Annotated in this window: 14 protein-coding genes; 2 read left to right on the plus strand and 12 right to left on the minus strand. The window is 73.5% G+C overall.

Translation table 11 applies throughout. The features are described 5' to 3' along the window. Positions 1–330 precede the first annotated feature (330 nt). Positions 331–1350 carry a metallophosphoesterase family protein gene (locus ACZ4M8_RS28295; RefSeq protein ID WP_467612347.1) on the minus strand — a complete coding sequence of 340 codons (1020 nt, stop codon included), beginning with the start codon at positions 1348–1350 and terminating at the stop codon, positions 331–333. Positions 1351–1612: 262 nt separating this feature from the next. On the opposite strand from ACZ4M8_RS28295, the gene ACZ4M8_RS28300 reads away from it, so the two are divergent. Continuing rightward, the gene (locus ACZ4M8_RS28300; protein ID WP_467612350.1) at positions 1613–3343 is read left to right on the plus strand and encodes a CocE/NonD family hydrolase; all 1731 of its coding nucleotides are present in this window, start codon (positions 1613–1615) and stop codon (positions 3341–3343) included. A gap of 15 nt (positions 3344–3358) precedes the next feature. Here the strand turns inward: ACZ4M8_RS28300 and ACZ4M8_RS28305 are convergent, their stop codons facing one another. The 10 genes from ACZ4M8_RS28305 to ACZ4M8_RS28350 all read right to left on the minus strand — a co-directional run bounded on the left by ACZ4M8_RS28305 (position 3359) and on the right by ACZ4M8_RS28350 (position 16772). After that, positions 3359–3874, minus strand: a complete 516-nt coding sequence (locus ACZ4M8_RS28305; RefSeq protein ID WP_467612353.1) for a flavin reductase family protein — start codon at positions 3872–3874, stop codon at positions 3359–3361. Positions 3875–3917: 43 nt separating this feature from the next. Next, the gene (locus tag ACZ4M8_RS28310) at positions 3918–5195 is read right to left on the minus strand and encodes an ATP-grasp domain-containing protein (RefSeq protein WP_467612356.1); all 1278 of its coding nucleotides are present in this window, start codon (positions 5193–5195) and stop codon (positions 3918–3920) included. Next, complete coding sequence (locus tag ACZ4M8_RS28315) at positions 5192–6187, minus strand: 3-oxoacyl-ACP synthase III family protein (RefSeq protein ID WP_467612359.1); 996 nt, start codon at positions 6185–6187, stop codon at positions 5192–5194. Before ACZ4M8_RS28315 ends, ACZ4M8_RS28310 begins: the two co-directional genes overlap by 4 nt. Further along, on the minus strand, positions 6184–6987 hold the full coding sequence (locus tag ACZ4M8_RS28320; RefSeq protein ID WP_467612362.1) for a thioesterase II family protein: 804 nt from the start codon (positions 6985–6987) through the stop codon (positions 6184–6186). The genes ACZ4M8_RS28315 and ACZ4M8_RS28320 overlap by 4 nt, the downstream gene beginning before the upstream one ends. Continuing rightward, positions 6984–10052 carry an amino acid adenylation domain-containing protein gene (locus ACZ4M8_RS28325; protein ID WP_467612365.1) on the minus strand — a complete coding sequence of 1023 codons (3069 nt, stop codon included), beginning with the start codon at positions 10050–10052 and terminating at the stop codon, positions 6984–6986. The genes ACZ4M8_RS28320 and ACZ4M8_RS28325 overlap by 4 nt, the downstream gene beginning before the upstream one ends. Further along, entirely contained in the window at positions 10049–11110 is a 1062-nt protein-coding gene (locus ACZ4M8_RS28330) for a MupA/Atu3671 family FMN-dependent luciferase-like monooxygenase (RefSeq protein WP_467612368.1), read from the minus strand. The genes ACZ4M8_RS28325 and ACZ4M8_RS28330 overlap by 4 nt, the downstream gene beginning before the upstream one ends. Before the next feature lie 2 nt (positions 11111–11112). Continuing rightward, positions 11113–12678, minus strand: coding sequence for an amino acid adenylation domain-containing protein (locus tag ACZ4M8_RS28335; protein WP_467612371.1), 1566 nt, complete (start codon positions 12676–12678; stop codon positions 11113–11115). A 54-nt stretch (positions 12679–12732) separates the two neighbouring features. Next, complete coding sequence (locus ACZ4M8_RS28340; RefSeq protein ID WP_467612374.1) at positions 12733–14628, minus strand: beta-ketoacyl [acyl carrier protein] synthase domain-containing protein; 1896 nt, start codon at positions 14626–14628, stop codon at positions 12733–12735. A 13-nt stretch (positions 14629–14641) separates the two neighbouring features. Beyond that, positions 14642–14917 (minus strand): acyl carrier protein, encoded by a 276-nt coding sequence (locus ACZ4M8_RS28345; RefSeq protein ID WP_467612377.1) that lies wholly within the window; start codon positions 14915–14917, stop codon positions 14642–14644. Positions 14918–15467: 550 nt separating this feature from the next. Next, complete coding sequence (locus ACZ4M8_RS28350) at positions 15468–16772, minus strand: MFS transporter (RefSeq protein ID WP_467612380.1); 1305 nt, start codon at positions 16770–16772, stop codon at positions 15468–15470. 69 nt (positions 16773–16841) lie between these two features. Between ACZ4M8_RS28350 and ACZ4M8_RS28355 the strand changes: the two genes are divergently transcribed. Continuing rightward, positions 16842–17345 carry a MarR family winged helix-turn-helix transcriptional regulator gene (locus ACZ4M8_RS28355; RefSeq protein WP_467612383.1) on the plus strand — a complete coding sequence of 168 codons (504 nt, stop codon included), beginning with the start codon at positions 16842–16844 and terminating at the stop codon, positions 17343–17345. Positions 17346–17356: 11 nt separating this feature from the next. Here ACZ4M8_RS28355 and ACZ4M8_RS28360 read toward each other — a convergent pair whose 3' ends face one another. Further along, a complete protein-coding gene (locus ACZ4M8_RS28360; RefSeq protein ID WP_467612386.1) occupies positions 17357–18277 on the minus strand; it encodes a ParB/RepB/Spo0J family partition protein in 921 nt (306 codons plus the stop codon). Between the last annotated feature and the right edge of the window lie 413 nt (positions 18278–18690).

Consider the following 18690-nt stretch of genomic DNA (forward strand, 5'->3'; position numbering starts at 1 on the left):
CTTCGGCTTTCGCTTTCCGGCCTTTCCGACTCTAGCAGATCCGATTCTCGCCGTTTCCGGCCCGAATTCGTTTCCGATTACCCGTCGGAGGGGTTGCTTCGGCCTGCGTACTTTCGTTTGCGGGCCTTGGCGGGTCACTACTTTAGCGGAATTCCTCGGTGACGCATAATCACGTCGCGGTGTGAATTTCGGGCATGCCGAAATTCTTCCCGGTGAGGAGTCGTGCGGTAGTGGTGTGCCGCGATGCGGCGGATGGCTGCCAGGGAACCTGTCGGCTCCTTGGCAACCCGTACAACTTACATGACGCGCGGGTGGTGCACGAAGCGGGGGTCAGAGGTGGGTGGCCAGGGGGACGGAGATCTGCTTCAGCCAGGTGCCGGACGCGAAGTCGCGGGCCTTGATGACGACGCGGTCGCGGTGGACGTCGACCTGGAGTCCCTGGTTGAAGCGGCCGGGGACGGTGGCCTCGCCACCCTGGCCGTTGTCGGTGAAGCCGGTCTGCACCGCGCCGGTGTTGATCACCGAGAAACCGTCGAGGTTGGCGGTGCCGGGCACCGTACGCCGTACGTACCAGTCGGACAGGGTCAGGTCCCAGTGGGTGTGGCCGGTGAAGAGGAAGACGTCGCGGTGGCGTCCGAGGAGACCGAGGAGGCGGTCGGCCTGGAGGTAGTCGCTCATGTAGAGCTTGTTGCGGGTGCCGGAGACGGTGTCGGGCAGCGGGTGGTGGCTGATCACCATGACCGGCTTGCGCCGCCGTGACCAGTGCCGCAGGCGGTCCTCCAGCCATTGGAACTGGGCCTCGCTCAGCCACACCTCGTCCCACAGGGAGTGGTCGTGGTACTTCATGTACCGCTCGGTGCCGAGGGTGAGGACGGGGATGCCGCCGAACGTCGTCTCGGCGAAGGTCCGGGACCGCCCGGCGAAGCGGTAGAAGCTGCGGAAGAGGGAGTCCTCGGTGGTGCCGTTGGGCCAGGTGTCCTGGGCGAGAGTGTCCGGGTCGGACCACTTCGGGACGTAGAACTCGTGGTTGCCGATGGCCCAGGCGAGCTTTCGGGGTTTCGGGCCCTGGTCGAGTGCCTTGCGCACCTCGGCGTATTCGAAGTCGTAGCCGCGCGGGGTGATGTCCCCGGCGACGGCCAAGCCCGCGGAGTGCGGGTTGACGGTCCTGATGTCCTGGAGCGCCTGGGTGAAGTCGCCGAGGTCGCCCTGGATGTCGCTGATGACGTTGAACGTGGTGACCGGCCGGCCGCCACCGCCGCCGCGGGCCGGGGCCGCCGCGGCGGGCGCCTGGGCGAGACCTCCCAGGGCCAGGGCTCCGGCCGTCGCACTCAGCAGGGATCTGCGTTCCACGGGTCGTTCCTTCCGGAGGGCGCGCGGGGGACGGGCCGTCCCGGCCGCCGCGCTTTGGACCAGACCCGTTACCAGTAAGCGATCAAGGGGGCGGACGGGTGAACGTGTCCTGACATCGAGGCTGCGCGTTCTGCTCGCCGGGACTCTGGGTAGGGCAGCTCCAGCCGAGGTGACGTCCCGCCGGTGAACAGGGCGGGGGCGGCGGCGCGGTGGTGTCGTGGAGTGCGGGGCGGGTCGGTGTTCGGCAGGGAGGGCGGGCGGGATGCTGCGTCGGGCGGGTGCGGTCGGACTGGAGGTTCCGCTGCGGGACGGGACGGTTCTGCGGGGATGGCGCTGGGCCGCGGAAGGCGGGAGCGGTGGTCCCAGCGGGAGCGGTGGTACGGGGCGGCCGGTCGCGGCGCCGGTCGTGCTGCTGATGACTCCGTACGGTGCCGAGGGTTACGGCGCCGACGGGAGCACGTTCGCCGGGGGCGGGTTGCACTTCGTCGCTCTGGATGTGCGGGGGCGGGGCGCCTCGGACGGGGTTTTCCGGCCGTTCGTCCATGACGGCGACGACGGGCACGACGCGGTGCGGTGGCTGACCGGGCAGGAGTGGTGCAGCGGGGAGGTGGTGCTGTACGGCGGTTCGTACAGCGGCTTCACGCAGTGGGCGACGGCGGCGACGCGGCCGCCGGGGCTGCGGGCCATCGCGCCGGTAGCCTCGGTGTACCCGGGCGTCGACTTCCCGATGGCCCACAACATCTCGAAGGCGTTCTCCGCCCGGTGGCGGGCGCTGCGGCGCGCGCCCCACGACGGTCCGCCGCGGGAGGACGCGGGCAGCACTCTGCTCAGCGCCGGGCGGCCGTACCGGGATCTGGATCTGGCCGCGGTCGGCCGGCGGCTGCCCGCGTTCCAGGAGTGGCTGGACCATCCGACGCTCGACGCGTACTGGGCGGGCCTCGCCCCCACCCGGAGCCAGTACGAGCGGATCACCCTGCCGGTGCTGACGATCACCGGTCAGTACGACGACGACCAGCTCGGGGCGCTGACCTATTACGAGCGGCACGTCCGGGCGGCGCCGCCGGAGACCGTCGCCCGGCACCTGATGGTGATCGGCCCGTGGGATCACGCCGCGACCCGGTCGGCCGCCCGCAGCTTCGGCGGGCTGACCTTCGCCGAGAGCAGTGCGATCGATCTGCAGGCGCTGCAACTGGCCTGGTACCGCTGGGTGCTGGGCCGGGGCGAGCGGCCCGGATTCCTCGGCGACCGGGTGACGTATTTCCACGTCGGCGAGGACCGCTGGCGCAGTGCTCCCCGGCTGCCGGGGAGTGCGGACTCCCTGCGGCTGTATCCGGTGGCCACGGCGGAAGCCGGCCCCCGGGGTGTGCCCGCGTACGGGCTCGGTACGGCGCCGGGCGCGGCGGAGCAGGTGGTGACGTTCCTGCTCGATCCCGGTACGGCCGGGAGTCCGGAGCGGTCCGAGCCGGCCGCGGACCGTACGTTCACGGACGACCGGCCGTTCACCGCCGGGGGCGCCGGCGGGGCGGAGCGGGACGCGGCCGTCCACATCAGCGCCCCGTTCGGCGGGCCGGTGGATGTGTCCGGACGGCCGAGCGCCACCCTCGTCCTCTCCAGTGAGCTACCCGACTTCGACCTGCTGCTGGGCGTCTATCTGCTGCCCGGGGATCCCGGCGCCCCGCTCCGGCTGCTGTCCGAGGCCGCGCTGCGCGCCCGCTACCGCGCGAGCCTGTACCGCGCCGACCCCTGGCCCGCCGGGCGCGCCGTGGAGGTCGTGGTGCGGGACTTCTCGTTCACCTCCCTGCGGATCGACGAGGGGGACCGCGTCGCCCTCGTCCTGCGGGCGCCGCACCGGCGGTGGCAGCCCAATCAGCAGGCGGGCGGGGTCACCGCGGACGAGACGGCGAAGGACGCGGTCGCCGGGGTGGTCCGCCTCCACCAGGGCCCCGCCCGGTCCTCGTTCCTGAGCCTGCCGCTCGGCGGGCGCCGGGAATAGCGGGGCCGGGCGGCCTCAGAGCCGGCGCGGGGCGTGGAAGTCGCGGCGGTACCAGACCAGAGGGGCCGCCTGCCCGCCGGTGCGGACACCGCTCAGTTCGCCGAGGACGAGGTCGTGGTCGCCGGCGGACAGCACCTCCGTGCGGGTGCAGCGGATGGCGGCGTTCGCACCGGGCAGGTAGGGGGTGCCCGAACCGGGCCAGGACTCGAAGCCGCCGGCCGCGGCGAACCGGTCGGTGCCGCGGGCCGCGAAGGCCCGTGAGACGTCCCGCTGTTCCTCACCGAGAAGGTTGACGACGAACTCGTCGGCGGTGGTCAGCGCCGCGTGGCAGCTCGACTCCCGGCCGATGCCGACGAGCAGCAGCGGCGGTTCCATGGACACGGAGGTCACCGCGCTCGCGGTGAAGCCCCAGCGGCGGCCGGTGGCGTCGATGGTGGTGATCACCGTGACCGGTGCGGCCAGCAGGGCCATGGTGTCGCGGAAGCTCGCGGCGCTGATCGGTTCGGGGGCGGTCCTGGTGGGCGTGGTCACTTCGCGCTCCTCGCGGGGTCGTGTCGTAAGAGGGGAAGCCGGCTCAGCACAGCAGGTCGCGGGCGGCGAGCCGCCGCGTCCCTTCGGCGAACTCGAAGTCGTAGCCGAGGATCGACAGCGCCTTGTCGACGAGGGCGCCCATCGCGGCGTGGTCGGGGGCGACGCCCCACAGCAGGTCCATCGGCTGGGTCATGACGCCGCCGTCGAGGCGGTCGCCGATCCGGCGGTAGGTGCGGTAACCGGCGATACCCGGGAGTTCGCGGACCTCCTGGTCGCCGTGGACGGCGGTCAGCGTGGCGGGCTCGACGGGGGCCAGGCCGTAGCGGAGGAAGTGGACTCCCTCGGGCCGCAGCCGCGGTGGCCGGACGCGCCTGCCCAGGGCGAGGAGCGCGGCCATCCGGACCAGGTCCACCCCGCAGGCGAACTGGGCCAGGTGGTTGACGTGTCCGCCGATCCGGCCGTTGACCTCGATGATCCGTGGTCCGTCCGGGGTCAGCTTGATCTCCGTGTGGGCCAGGCCGCTGGTCACGCCGAGGGCGGTCAGGGCCCGTCCGGCGAGTTCCTCGACGGCCGATTCCTCGTCCGCTCCCAGGGCGGACGGCCAGTACACCCCGGCCTCGCGGAAGGGGGGTACCAGGGCGTACTTCCCGGAGACCGCGAGGTGGGTGATGCCGTGGGGTGAGCAGAGGGACTCGACGGCCACGTAGTCGCCGAAGGGCAGGTCCTGGCGGCCCTGGAGGAATTCCTCGGCGACGAGGACGGGGCCGGGGCCCGCCGCGGGGACGGCGGCGAACGCCTCCGCCACCACGCGGGCGGCCTCCTCCTCGGTGTGCACCACGTAGGTGGCGCGGCTGCCTTCGCCGCGTACCGGTTTGATGATGGCGGGCAGGCCGGTGACGGCGAAGGCGCGCGGTCCGTCCTCGGCGGTGTGGAGCGGGTGGCTGCGGACGTCGTCGACGCCGGCCTCGCGCAGCCGGGTCCGTTGGCGGGTCTTGTCGGTGAGGAGCAGCGCGGTGTCCGGGTCGTGTCCGGGGAGGCCGAGCGCGTCGGTGAGGGCCGCGGTGGTGCGCAGCCTGGATTCGCTGAACGTCAGCACGGCCGCCGGGGCGAGGTCGCGGACCGCCGCGGTGTCGGCCGCGAGGTCGCCGGTCAGGGGCAGGACGGTGCCGATCCCCTCCAGGACGTGCCGCATCCGGCGGGTGTGCGGGGAGTCGGGGGTGAGGAAGACCGGGGTGCCGAGGCCGGTCAGGCCGGCGGCGATCTCACCGGCCGCGACGGCGCCCCGGTCGTAGACGACGGCGATCTTGGCAGGGGTGGTCATACGGCCGCCGCCTCCTGGTATTCGAGGGCGGTGATCCCGAAGGTGAAGCCCATGCCGCTGGAGGCGACCAGGATCAGGTCGTGGTGGCGCAGCGTGCGGCGCTGTGCCAGTTCGGTCAGGCAGATCACCGTGTCGGCGCTGGCCATGTGGCCGAGCCGGCCGTAGGTGAAGACGCTGTTCTCCTCGGGCACGTCCAACGCGTCGAGCAGCCGTTTCTGGATGTTGCGGTCGCCCTGGTTGATGACGAGGTGGCTGATGTCGCCGCGTTTGCGGCTGAGGGTGTCCAGGACCTCGTCGGTCAGGGCGACGAAATTGTCGAGGTAGACCTGGCCGAGTCCCTCCCGGGTGCCCGCGCGGCGGAAGGACGGGCCGTCGGGGCCGTCCTCGCCCGCCCAGAAGTCCGCCCAGCTCGCGTCGGTGCGCATGGCGGACGTCAGATGCCGGTAGCGGATGTCGCCGGGGCCCACCAGGAGGGCGGCGCCGGCGTCCCCCGCGTTGAACAGCGGGCGGGTCGCGGCGTCCCGGTAGTCGACGAGCCGGCCCAGCCGGTCGCCGAGGAGCAGCAGGACGTGGCCGCCGTACAGGGCGCTCTTCTCGGCGGCTATCTGCAGGGCCGCCATGCCGGCGTTGCAGAAGTTGCCGAGTTCGAAGCAGTGGGCGCGGTCGATGCCCAGTTCGTGGGCGATCTTGGCGGCGGGGGACCACGCGGGGCGGTCCCAGACGCCGGAGCCGGCGTAGATGACGTGGGTGATCCGCGAGCGGGGGACCTGGCTGCGGGCCAGGACCGCCGCCGCGGCGTCCCGGGTGATCTCCCACGCGGTCTCGTCGGGGCCCAGGACGGGGATGGTTTCGGTGCCCGAGGTGATGTTGAGGATGTCGGGCAGCGGGAGGCCGGACGCCTCGTGCATCTGCTGCACGGTGATCCGGCCCGCGGGGAAGCGGACGTCGAGGTCGAGGACGCCGACCGGGCCGGCGGGGGGCTGGTGGGTCATCGGGCACCCGCCCGCTGGGCTGCGGGGACGCCGGAACGTGTGGTCACGGAGTTCTCCATCGGGTCGCTCGCGCGGGCGGCGGCCAGGGCACCGGCCACCGCGGCGGCCTGGGGTGCGGGCCAGCCGCGCAGGTGGAAGTGGTCTCCGGGGAAGACCTTGAGGTCGGTCCCCCCGGTGGTGTGGTCGGCCCACGCGGCGGCGTCGTCGACGCCGGTCGTGGGGTCGTTGTCGCTGATCAGGACCGTGATCGGGACGGATACCACGGCGGCCGGATCGGGCCGGTGGTCCCGTACCGCGGCGACGTCGGCGCGGAACGCCGGCAGGCTCAGCCGCAGCAGGTCCTCGTGGGCGAGGACCCGCGGGTCGGTGCCGGACATCCGGCGCATCGCGTCGAGGAGTTCGGCGTCGGAGCCCGGCCACCGCTCCTCGCGCAGCCGGGACGGCGCCCGGCGGCCGGACAGGATCAGCCGCGCCGGGGTGAGCCTGCGGCAGAGTTCGAAGGCGAGGATCGCCCCCATGCTGTGGCCGAGCAGGACGAGTGGGCGCTCGGAGTGTCCGGGCACCTCCGCGTCGAGGGCCGCGGCGATCGCGTCCACCAGGCCGTCGACCGTGTCGATCGCCGGTTCCCGGTGGCGGTCCTGACGGCCCGGGTACGCGACCGTCAGGACGTCCGCCGTGCCGTCCAGGTACCGGGCCAGGTCCCGGAAGAAGGTGGCGGTCCCGCCGGCGTGCGGGAGGCAGAGCAGCCGGGGCGTGCCCGCGGGATCCGCCGTGAACCGCCTGATCCAGCGGCCGGTCATGAGGCGGTGATCGTCCGGAGCTGTTCCAGGACGGCTTCGGCGAGTTGGCGGCCGGCTTCGGGGGCGACCCGGGCGGGGTCGACCGTGACGTCGGCCTTCCAGCGGTCGCTGCCGGTCAGACGGCCGATCTCGACCGACACCGGGAAGCTGTTGCGGTCGCTCAGCCACCACTCGCCTGTCCGCAGGTGGTCGAGGCCGGTCAGGGTGTCGGCGACCGTGAAGCTGGTGAAGTTGAACAGCGCGGTGAAGGGGGCGGCGCCCACCTCGCGCTGGATGCGGGCGAGGGGGAAGCGGCGATGTGCGAGCAGTTCCTGTTCGGCGGCGAAGGCGGCCCTGATGAGTTCGGGCCACGGCCGTCCGGCGAGGTCCAGCCGTACGGGGACGGTGTTGAGGAAGAGGCCCAGGGCCGTCTCGGCCCCGGCCACCTCCGGGCGGCCGTTGACCACCATGCCGGTGACGATGTCCTTCTCACCCGTGAGGTGGCCGAGCGCCGCGAGGTGGGCCGTCAGGTAGACGCTCTTGGCCGGGGTGCCCAGGCGGGCCGCGAGGCTCTCCACCTGCTCCACCAGCGGGCCCGGGATGAGGACGCGGGTCTCGGGTGCGGTGGCCGGGCCGTCCGGTCCGGGAGCCGGGAGCCGGGTGGGGGCCGCGCCCTCCAGTTGGGCGGCGAAGAACTCGCGGGCCCGGTCGGAGTCCGCCTCGGTGCGCTCCAGGGCGACGAAGTCGCGGTAGCGGAAGGTGTGCTCACCGGGCGGCAGCGCGGGCAGTCCGGACAGTTCGCGGTCGTAGCCGGTCAGCAGGTCGGTCATCAGCTGGGCGAAGCTCCAGCCGTCCAGGACGGAGTGGTGGGCGGAGACCGCGAGGTGGAAGTCCTCCTCGGCGTGCTGGATGACATGGCAGCGCACCAGCGGGGCGCGGGTGACGTCGAAGCCGTCGCGGACCTGCCTCTGCCACCAGGAGCGCACCGCCTCGGCCGGGTCGGAGCCGGCGGGCGCGGGTACCAGGGTCGCGGTCAGTTCGGCCGTGCGGTGGACCTGCTGGACGACCTGGCGGTGGGTGCCCAGGTCGAAGGAGGTGCGCAGGATCTCGTGGCGTGCGACGAGGGCGGCCAGCGCGCTGTCCAGGGCCGGCAGGTCGAGCGGGCCGGTGATCCGGACGGACTCCAGGTCGTGGTAGAGCGTCGGGTCGCCGCTGATCTTCGTGTGGAAGAGGATGCCCTGCTGAAGGGCGGAGGCCGGGTAGACCGCCTCGACCCCTTCGGGGGCGGGGAACTCCTCACCCGAGCCGCCGGCGCCGGGGCCCTCGCCCGCCTCCTCCGCCTGCGTACGGCACCAGGCGGCCAGTTGGGCGATCGTCGGGTTGCCGTAGAGGGCGACGACGGTGAGCGGGAGGCCGGCCTCCCTGGCGCGGGCGACCAGGGGGATGGCGCGGATGGAGTCGCCGCCGAGGGCGAAGAAGTTCTCCCGGCGGCCGATGTCGGCCACGCCCAGCTGCTCGGCCCAGATCTCGGCGAGGACCTGCTCGACGTGGTCGGCGGGGGCGGCGCGCTCCCCGTCCGCGGCGCGTGCGGGGCCCGCGGGGGCGGGGAGCGCGGCGCGGTCGAGCTTGCCGTTGACCGTCATCGGCAGTGCGGGCAGCGGTACGAAGTCGCCGGGCACCATGTGGGCCGGGAGCGCGGCGGTCAGTGCGGTGCGCAGCGCGGCGGCCGTGCCCGCGCTGTCGTCGCCCACCCAGTAGGCGACGAGCCGCTGTTCACCGGGCCGGTCCTCGCGGACCAGGACGACGGTCTCGCGGACGGCGGGCTCGCGCAGCAGCGCCGCCTCGATCTCGCCCAGTTCGATGCGGAAGCCGCGCAGCTGGACCTGGCCGTCGGAGCGGCCGTGGAAGTAGACCTCACCGGCGCCGTCGTGCTCGGCGAGGTCGCCGGTGCGGTAGAGGAGGGTGCCGTCGTCGGTGAAGGGGTCGGGCAGGAACCTCTCCCGGGTCAGCTCGGGGCGGTTGAGGTAGCCCTGGCTGACGCCGGCGCCGCCGACGTACAGCTCTCCGGTCCGTCCGGCGGGGACGGGGCGCATCTCCTCGTCGAGGACGTGCAGGGTGAGGTCGGCCAGGGGGCGGCCGATGGGGCTGCGGCGGTCGTCGAGGTCGGCGCGCCGGATGCGGCGGAGGGTGACGTGCACGGTCGTCTCGGTGATGCCGTACATGTTCACCAGCTCCGGTGCCCGGTCGCCGTAGTGGCCGATCCAGGGGCGCAGCGTGGCGAGTTCGAGCTTCTCCCCGCCGAAGACGACGGCGCGCAGCGAGGTGTCGGGGAAGCCCGCGTCCTCGGCGGTGCGGGAGAGCTGGCGGAAGGCCGAGGGGGTCTGGCTGAGCAGGGTGACGCCGCGGTCGACGACCAGCCGCCAGAACGCCTCGGGGTCCCGGCTGACGTCGTAGGGGACGACGACGACCTGACCGCCGTGGAGCAGGGCGCCCCACAGTTCCCAGACGGAGAAGTCGAAGGCGATGGAGTGGAACATCGTCCAGACGTCGTCCGGGCCGAAGCCGAACTCCGGCCGGGTGGCGGTGAAGAGCCGGACGACGTTGTGGTGGCTGACCACCACGCCCTTGGGGCGGCCGGTCGAGCCGGAGGTGTAGATGACGTAGGCGGTGTCGTCCGGTCCGGCGGCGGTGTCCGGTGCCGTCCCGGCTCCGTCCGCCGGGTGCGGGCCGGCGGGGTCAACCGTCTCCAGGTCGAGTCCGGCGACCGGGGTGCCGACCAGGAGGCGGGCGCCGGCGTCCGCGACGGTGTCGCGCAGCCGGGCCAGCGGGTAGCGGGGGTCGAGCGGGAGGTAGCCGGCGCCGGCCTTGAGGATGCCGAGGACGCTGACGACGAGGTCGGTGTCGCGCTCGGCGCAGAGCGCGACGAGCTGTCCGGGGCGGACGCCGGACCGGACGAGGGTGTGGGCCAGGCGGTTGGCGGCCCGGTCGAGTTCGGCGTAGGTCAGGGCGCGGGTGCCGTCCGAGACCGCGGTGCGATCGGGGTGGCGGGCGGCGGTCTCCGCGAAGAGCTGATGGAGCGTGGTCACGAGTTCTCCCCGTCGTGCTGGCTGAGGCGGCGGAGCCGGTCGAGGTGGGTGAGGCTTGCCAGGACCTGGTCGGTCGGCACGCCGAAGTCGATGAGGCAGGCGATCTCGTCCACTCCGATGTCCTTGAGCCGGCGGACGACGCGCAGCGCCTTGTCGACGTCGCCCAGCAGCCCGCCGTCGTCGTAGTAGCGGTCGAAGGCCCTGGCGACCAGGAAGTCGATGTCCCGTTCGCGCAGTTGGGAGGGGTCGATCTTGCGGGCGTTGCCCAGGCCGGAGCCGAGCAGCAGGCCGAGCGAGCTGCGCAGATAGGTGGAGAGCGGCCGGCGGACGGTCTCCTTGATCGCGTCGTCGTCCTCGCCCAGGAACGCGTGGACCATCACGGCCACGTGTCCCGGCCGGCCGTCGGCGTCGGGGCGGTCGGCCACGGCCTTGCGGTAGGCGGTGATCTTCGCGGCCAGCTGGTCGAGGTCCTGGCCCAGCAGGTGGGTCAGGAGGCCGTGGCCGCGCCGGCCGGTCTCCTCGACGGTGCGCGGGTCGCCGCCGCTGGTGATCCACACGGGCAGGTCGGGCTGGACGGGCCGCGGGTAGGAACGGACCGTGGCCGGGCCGCCGGTCCCGTCCGTCACCTGCAACTCCTCGCCGCGCCAGAGCCGGCGGACGGTGTCGGCCTGGTCGAAGAGGCCGGTCTTGCGGCTCTCGTAGGCCGAGGGGTTGAAGCAGAAGTCGGCGGCGTGCCAGCCGGAGGCGAGTGAGATGCCCGCCCGGCCGCCGGAGAGGTTGTCCACGACCGCCCACTCCTCGGCGATCCGCAGCGGGTGGTGCAGTCCGGCGACGACGCTGCCCGCGCGGATGCCGATCCGTTCGGTGACGGCGGCGACGGCGGCGCCGGTGACCGAGGGGTTCGGGTAGGTGCCGCCGAAGGGGTGGAAGTGGCGTTCGGGGGTCCAGACCGCGGTGAAGCCGTTGCGGTCGGCGAACTTGGCGCCCTCCAGGAGCAGTTCGTACCCGGATCCGTCGGTTCCGCTGTCGTTGGCGAAGTAGAAGAGGCTGAAGTCCATGGTCATCCCGTCGTGGCCGGGCGGCGGTCCGCCAGCATCTGCTTGATGGCAACGCGATCCGTCTTGCCGCTGGCGTTGAGCGGCAGCGCCGCCAGGCGCTCGCAGCGCTGCGGCACCATGTGGAGCGGGAGCCGCTCGCGCAGCCAGCGCAGGAGTTCCTTGCGGTCGAGGTCGGCGTCGGCGGTGTAGAAGCCCGCCAGGCCGAGGCTGCCGCCGTGCGCCTCCGGGACGACGACCGCCTCCGCGATGCCGGGGTGGCGGCGCAGCACCGTCTCGATCTCGCCCAGCTCCACCCGGTAGCCGCGGATCTTGACCTGGTTGTCGAGGCGCCCCAGGTGGACCCAGGTGCCGCCCTCCAGCCGGACGCGGTCGCCGGTGCGGTAGTAGTGCTCCTCGGTGAGCGGCTCCGTGCCGTCGTACGGCTGTGCCCGGCCGTCGCGCATCGCCAGGAAGCGGCCCGCGTTGTCCTCGGGGTCGTGGTAGCCGGCGAAGCGCTGGGCGCCGCGGACCACCAGTTCCCCGTCGGTCGCGGGGCGTCCGTCGTCGTCCAGGACGAGCCACTCCAGGAAGTCGTAGACCTCACCGATCGGCACGGAGTCGTTGGAGGTGTCCGGCCACCGCTCCTCGTCGGCGGGCAGCTCGTACCCGGCGCAGGCCACGGTGAGTTCGGTGGGGCCGTAGACGTTGCCCAGGAGGGCTTGGGGGGCGATGCGGCGCCATGCCCTGGCCTGTTCGAGGGTGAGCTGCTCGCCGATGAAGAGGCTGTAGCGGAGCGTTCCGGCGTGGCCGGTCAGCTTGCCCAGGCTCTGGCTCACCGAGACGACCGAGGGCACGGAGAACCAGTGCGTGATCCGGCGCTCGGTCAGATACGTCACGGGTGTCAGCAGTTCGGTGCGCTGCGGTACGACGAGGGTGGCGCCGGCGGCCCAGGTGACGAAGAGGTCGAAGACCGACGGGTCGAAGGTGAGGTCGAAGGTGTGCGAGACCCGGTCGCCGGGCCGGACCTGGTAGCGCTCCAGGGAGTGGGCGATGTAGGCGGCGGCGTTCCGGTGGCTGATCGGCACGCCCTTGGGCCGGCCGGTCGAGCCGGAGGTGAAGAGGAGGTAGGCCACCTCCTCGGGGTCGGTCCGGTACTCCGGCAGTTCGCCGGGGTCGGTCGGCCGGTCCAGTTCCGGGCCGTCCAGGGTGAGCACCCGCAGGCCGTCCCACTGCGCGGGGTCGGCCGTCTGCGGCGCGCCGTTCTCGTCCGCCAGCAACAGGTCGATCCCGGCGATCCGGCAGGTCGTGCGGTTGCGGGTGGCCGGGAAGCGGGGGTTGAGGGGGACGACGGAGGCGCCCAGCCGCAGGGCCGCGAGGTAGCCGACGAACGCCACCTGGCTGCGCAGGGCCAGCAGGGCGACCCGGCGGGGCGCCTCGCCGTGCTCGCGCAGGATGCGGCCGGCCAGCGCCTCGGCCCGGCGGTCGAGTTCGCGGTAGGTCAGGACGGCGTCGCCCACTTCCAGGGCGACTCGGTCGGGATGGTCCGCCACCGACGCGGCGAACCACTGGTACAGCGTGCGAGCGCGCACGGACAACTCCTACGGATCGGGGGAACAGCGGAGGGTCGCGGGAGACCGGTGGTCTCAGTCCGCGAGGGCGGGGGCGGGGCCGAGCGCCCAGTAGCGCTCGCGCCGGAAGGGGTAGGTGGGAAGGGCGACGCGACGGCCGCGGCCCGGGGAGAGGGCGGGCCAGTCCACCGCGACGCCGTGCAGCCACGCGGTGTGGACCACGTCGTCGACCAGGTCGCCAGCGTCCGCCGCCGCCTCGGGCAGCCGCACCGGGATCGCACCGGCGGGCGCCTCGGCGTCGCTCGGCACCACCGTCAGCCGGCCCTTCAGCGCGGCGCGGATCCGGTCCACCACTTCCGGGGCGACCGGCCGCTCCGGCGGGACGACCAGGGCGGCTTCGCGGGGCATGGTGACCCGCACGGTGCGTACGGCGGGCCCCTCGGGTGTGCGCAGGGCCGCGGCGAGGTCCTCGGCGGGCGCGGTGACCACGCGGCGCTCGGCGAAGGCGGTGCGCCCCACCCGCAGGGTGTGCGCGAGGTCGCCGGCCGGGGCCGACCGGTGCTCGACCGCGTCCGCCAGCCGCAGCGCGAGGGCGTCCAGCTCCTCCCGCGTCCGCGCCGACAGCGGCAGCCGGACCAGCGCGGGCGTCGCGGCCGGCGGCCGGACCGGAGCGGGCGGCGGCGCCAGCACGGCGGCGGCGTTCATCCCGCCGAACCCCATCGCGTTGACGAGGACGAACGGGGCGCCGCCGGTCCGCCGCCCGCTCGTGGTGACGGTGAAGGGGCTGCGCGCGAAGGACTCGGGCTCGCGCGGCGACGAGAAGAGGGGGTGCGGCGGGACCGTACCGGTGCGGACGATGTTCACGGCGTTCAGCAGGGCGGCGATGCCCGAAGCGGCTCCGGCGTGGCCGATGTTGGCCTTCACCGAACCGAGGGCGATGCGGCCGGGCTCCGAAGCCGGGTCGCCGCCGAGCCCCGCGGTGAGGCCGCGGATCTCGATCCGGTCGCCGATCGGCGTGGCGATGCCGTGCCCCTCGACGTAGCCGAGCCGGTCGGCGGTGACGTCCGCCGCGCGCAGGGCGTCTCCCACGACGGCCGCCACTCCGGCGGCGCTGGGCGCGGTGAAGCCGGGGCGCCGGTCGCCGTGGTTGCCGACGGCGGTGCCCCGGATCACCGCGAGGACGGGGTCCCCGTCGGCCAGGGCGTCCGCCAGGCGGCGCAGCACGACGACGCCGACGCCCGAGGAGTAGGCGGTGCCGGTCGAGGCGGCGTCGTAGGAGCGGGTCAGTCCGTCGGCCGAGAGGGAGCCGTCGGGGCGCCTGCGGTAGCCGATGACGGGTTCCAGGACCGTCGCCCCGCCCGCCAGCGCCATCGCGCAGTCACCGGCCAGCAGGGCCCGTACCGCGTGGTGCACCGCGTACAGCGCCGAGGCGCACGCGGCCTGCACACCGGTCGCGGGTCCGTGCAGCCCCAGCTTGTAGCTGACCCGGGCCGCCGTGAAGTCGCCCACCCCGCCGAGGTGGTGGTGGAGGTCGCCGAGGGCGGCGGGCCAGCCGTCCCGGTCCGCCTTGGCCGCGAGCAGCCGTGCCGAGTAGGGGCCGGCGTGGCTGCCCGCGAAGACCCCGGTTCTCGGGGCGGGGGTGCGGGGCGGGTGCCCCGCCGACTCCAGGGCCTCCCAGCACACCTCCAGGAAGAGCCGCTGCTGCGGATCGATGGTCTCCGCCTCGTCCCGGGAGTACCCGAAGAAGCCGGCCGCGAAGTCGGCCGCGCCCCGGACACGGGCGGCCCGCGGGACGAAGTCCGCCGCGGTGAACTGCTCGGACGTGAGACCCGCCGCGTACAGCTCCGCCTCGGGGATGTCCCGTACGGAGACCAGACCGCCCTCGATGTTGCGCCAGAACTCCTCCGGCCCGCCGGCGTCCGGGAACCGGCAGCCCGCGCCGGTCACCGCGATATCGGTGTCCCGCGTCATGGTCGGCCCCCCGTCAGTTCGCGGCGGGGACCGCGCCGGCCGGCGTCGCCGGCCCGCCCGAGGCGGCCAGGTGCTCGGCCTGCGCCTGGACGGTCGCGTAGTCGAAGAGTTCGGCCGCTTCCAGTTCGCTGCCGGCCAGCCTGTTCAGGCGCTCCAGCAGCACGATGAAGAGCAGCGAGTCGCCGCCCGCCTCGAAGAAGTTGACGTCGACCGGCACCTCCTCCTGGTCCTGGTCGAGGACCTCGGCCCAGATCTGTCGCACCTGCATCAGAAGAGCGAAATCGCTCATCGTCGGTCACCTTTCGGGCAGGCCGGACCACGCCGTGGACCACGGCGGCACACGGCTGCCGGGCACGACGGGACAGGCGGAATATCGGCCGGGGAACTCCCTCGCGGCCTGATCAACTGACCTCGAACTGAGGTGACTTCATCGTCTCGGCGGCCCCCGCGGGCGTCAAGCGATCAAGTGCGGGGCGGCGGACCGGCGTTCGGCGCCGCCACCGGACGGCACGGGCCGCTCCGGCCGCCGCGCACCGCCCCGGGAACGGCAGAGGCCGGCCCGCCCTGCGGCGGACCGGCCCGGTGGTACGGCTCCGGATGTCTCCGCGCGGCCCGGCGGACCGCCCGGTGTGCGCGGCTCCCCCGGCGCACCCGTTGCCGCGAACGGCACACGCCCGCGGCGGGGAGGGCGGCCGACCCGCGCTCCCCCGCCCCGCGTCGCGACCGGGCGCTCCCCGTCCTGGCGTCGCGACGCCCCGCGCGGTCGGGCCGTGCCCGCCGCGCACATCGGCGGGCACGGCCGCCGAGGCCGTGGCGCCCGGCCCGCCGCCGCGCTCCCGTCAGGCGGTACGCGCCGACTCGGCGGGCCGCCCGGCCTCCGGCGGCGCGCCGACGGCCTCCGGCCCCGGCTCGGCCGCCCGCGGCTCCGGCTCGGCGGGCTGCTCCGCGCGCAGGTTGCGGACGCCGGGCACCAGGGCCGTACCGGCGCACACCACCGCGACGAGCACCGCGGACGCGGCGAAGGGCAGCTTTTCCCCCCACAGGTGCAGGGCGACCGGGGCGACGATCACGCCGAGCGGCTGGGCGGCGAGGGAGACCAGCCAGTCGTAGGAGCTGACCCGGGCGAGCACGTCCTTCGGGATGGCCGACTGGATCGTGGTCTGCCAGGTGGGGTTCAGGAAGCCGAGGCCGGCCATGGCCAGGCCGTACCCGGCCACCAGGACGGGCACCGGAGCGCCCACGGCGAAGAACACCAGCGGCACCGCGTACGTCGCCAGCACGAGGTTGCCGGCCAGGACGGGGCGGCGCGGGCGGGCCCGTCCGGCCACCAGCGACCCGGCCAGCAGACCGATGCCGCCCGCCTGGGTGATGGCCACCCAGGAGTCCTGGCCGCCCAGCCGTGTGACGGCGATGAGCGGACCCAGCGTCAGCAGCACATTGGCGACGAAGTTCCAGGTCGCGTGGGCGATCAGGCTGGTCCAGTACCAGTCCCTGGCCCGTACCTCGACCCATCCCTCGACGAGCCCGGCGCGGATGGCGCGGCGGGCGCTGGCGGGCTTCACCTCCCGGTCCAGACGGATGATCAGCATCAGGAACGCGCTGACCCCGAAGGCGGCCGAGTCGAGGGCGAACACCCAGTTGATCCCCACGGCCCAGATCAGCAGCCCGGCGAGGGCGGGGCCGGCCAGCAGCGAGATGCTCTTCGCCACGCCCATCAGGGAGTTGGCCTGCTGCCGCTGCCGGCCGGGCTGCGTCACGACCCGGGTCACGAGCGGCGTGAGGTTGGAGAGGCTGACGGCCGATGCCGCTCCCGCCACGACCTGGGCGACGCATATCACCGCGAGCGAGGGATGGCCGAGACCGAGTTCCACGGCCACGGCCGCCTGGGTCACGACGCGGGTCGCGTCGGCGCCGAAGGCGACCCAGCGGGTGTTGTACCGGTCGGCGACCACACCCGCCACGGGGAGCAGGAGCAGCCGGCTGCCGAGCGCACAACCGAGCACCAGGGCCAGAGCCGCCGCCGATCCGGTGATCTGGACGACGGCGAGGCTCAGTGCGGTGGGGACGAGCGAGTCGCTGAGGGTGGACATGGTGCGACTGACGAAGAGCAGCCGAAAAGTGGGGAGTCGCAGAGGATGTGTCACCCCGTCATGCTATTTTGATGTCGCAATATTCGACAGCGCACTTTGCGATGGTGGAGTAACTTCAACCTCATGACAGCCCGCGACTCCGTCGACGACCACCTCGACCGCTGGATGAAGATCCTCCCCTCCCTGGATCCTCTGGTCGAGGGAGCCGTGAAGCGCATGTGGGTTCTGGTCAAGCACCTCGGCTCGGTCAAGGAAGGCACCCTGGCCGACCACGGCCTGCAGACCCTCGAATACCTCACCCTGCACGCCCTCGCGGGGCGGAACGGGACCGCCTCCCCCTCCCAGCTGGCCGCCGACCTGAAGCTGTCCCCCTCCGCGATGACCAGCCGGCTCGACCATCTGGAGCAGCGGGGGTTCCTCCGCCGCCAGCCCAGCAGCACCGACCGGCGCCGGCTGGACGCCGTACTGACCGGCGAGGGCCAGGCGGCCTGGCAAGGGGCGCTGGAGAGCCAGGGGGCGGAGGAACGCCGCATCATGAGCACGTTGAGTCCGCAGGAGCGGCAGCAGCTGACGGATCTGCTCCGCCGGGTCCTGATCGAGGCCGAGGAGCGAGGGGCACACGCGTGAGGCGGCGCGGCTCAGAGCTCGGGGCGCTCCCCGGCGGAGAGCCGCTCGGCCAGCCGGGACCACTCCTTCGCGTAGCGGACCGCGAGGTCGGCGACGGCCGGCACACAGTGCGGCGGCACCGCGGCGGCCAGTTGGCTTCCCGTCCGCGCGTCCACGGCGCGCGTCGTCAGCCAGCGCAGCAGATCGCGGCCGGACTCGCTGAAGCGCAGCGAGGGATCGCGCATGAGGGTCCGCAGAATGGCGCGGGCGTCACGGTCGTCGACGCGGGAGCGCGTCTCCCGCGGCGCCCGCTCCGGGGTGGACGCCGCGGGCGCCACCGGCCCCACGGGAGCCGGGGGCTCCGCGTCGGCCCGTAGCCGGCGCCGGATCTGATGGGCCGTACTGGTCGCGATGCCGGCGGCGCGGGCGACCTCCCGCAGCGAGGCGTCCGGCCGCTGGGCCAGGAAGGCCAGCGCCGCACGCCGTCCCTCCGCGCCGTCCACCGGCCTGCGCCGGCCGTCGCGCCCCACCCGTGTGTTCGACTGCGGCACTTCCTCAGTCGAATCCCGGCGCAGGCGGGCGACGGTCTTCGGGGAGATCCCGGTGATCTGGGTGATCCGGCGGTCGGACCAGGAGGGGTGCTCGCGGAGCAGCCGCAGCGCGGCGGCCCGCCGGTCGGCCGTGGTGAGCGGCAGACCGTGTTTGACGTTGACCTCGACCGCGTGCGCGAACAGCTCCGACTCGGGTCCGTCCCAGAAGCGCACCGCGATGTCGCGGTCCCCGCGCAGGCGCGCGGCGAGCAGGCGGTGCCTGCCGTCCACCAATAACCCGGTTCCCCGGTGCACCAGGACGGGTTCGAAGTCCTCCCCGCTGCGCGCGAGAGCCTCCACGTGGCCGAGATCCTCACCCGCCAGCCGCGGTGAACCGGCCACGCCGATCTCGTCGACCGCCATCCGGGCACGGTGTACGGGCGTTACCGCCGTCGCAGTCACAATTACCCCCTGTTGCTCACTGGACGGGCGCCATCCTCATGAGGGTTGCCAACTTTGTCAATCGACTGCGGACAGTTGTCAATTCAGCCGAGCTCTGGCTACTTTCACCTCGCCGCGACAGAACATCGACAGTCCCACCACATCCGGGAAGTACGTCGTTCCCCTTGAAACGAGAAGGAAGTTCCGTGCGCAAGCCCCGTGTTGTCCCTGCTCCCGCCCTTCGGACCGTCACCCCGGCAGCCGGAATCGGCCAGGTGACATCCGCCGGTGACGAGGGGTTCCGTTCGACTGCCGCACCGGTGCCCGCCGGGGCCCCGGGCATCGAGTGGCCGTGACGCGCCGACACCGACAGTGAAGAACTGCTGACAGTTCGA

It is taken from the genome of Streptomyces sp. NPDC027185, assembly GCF_055567035.1.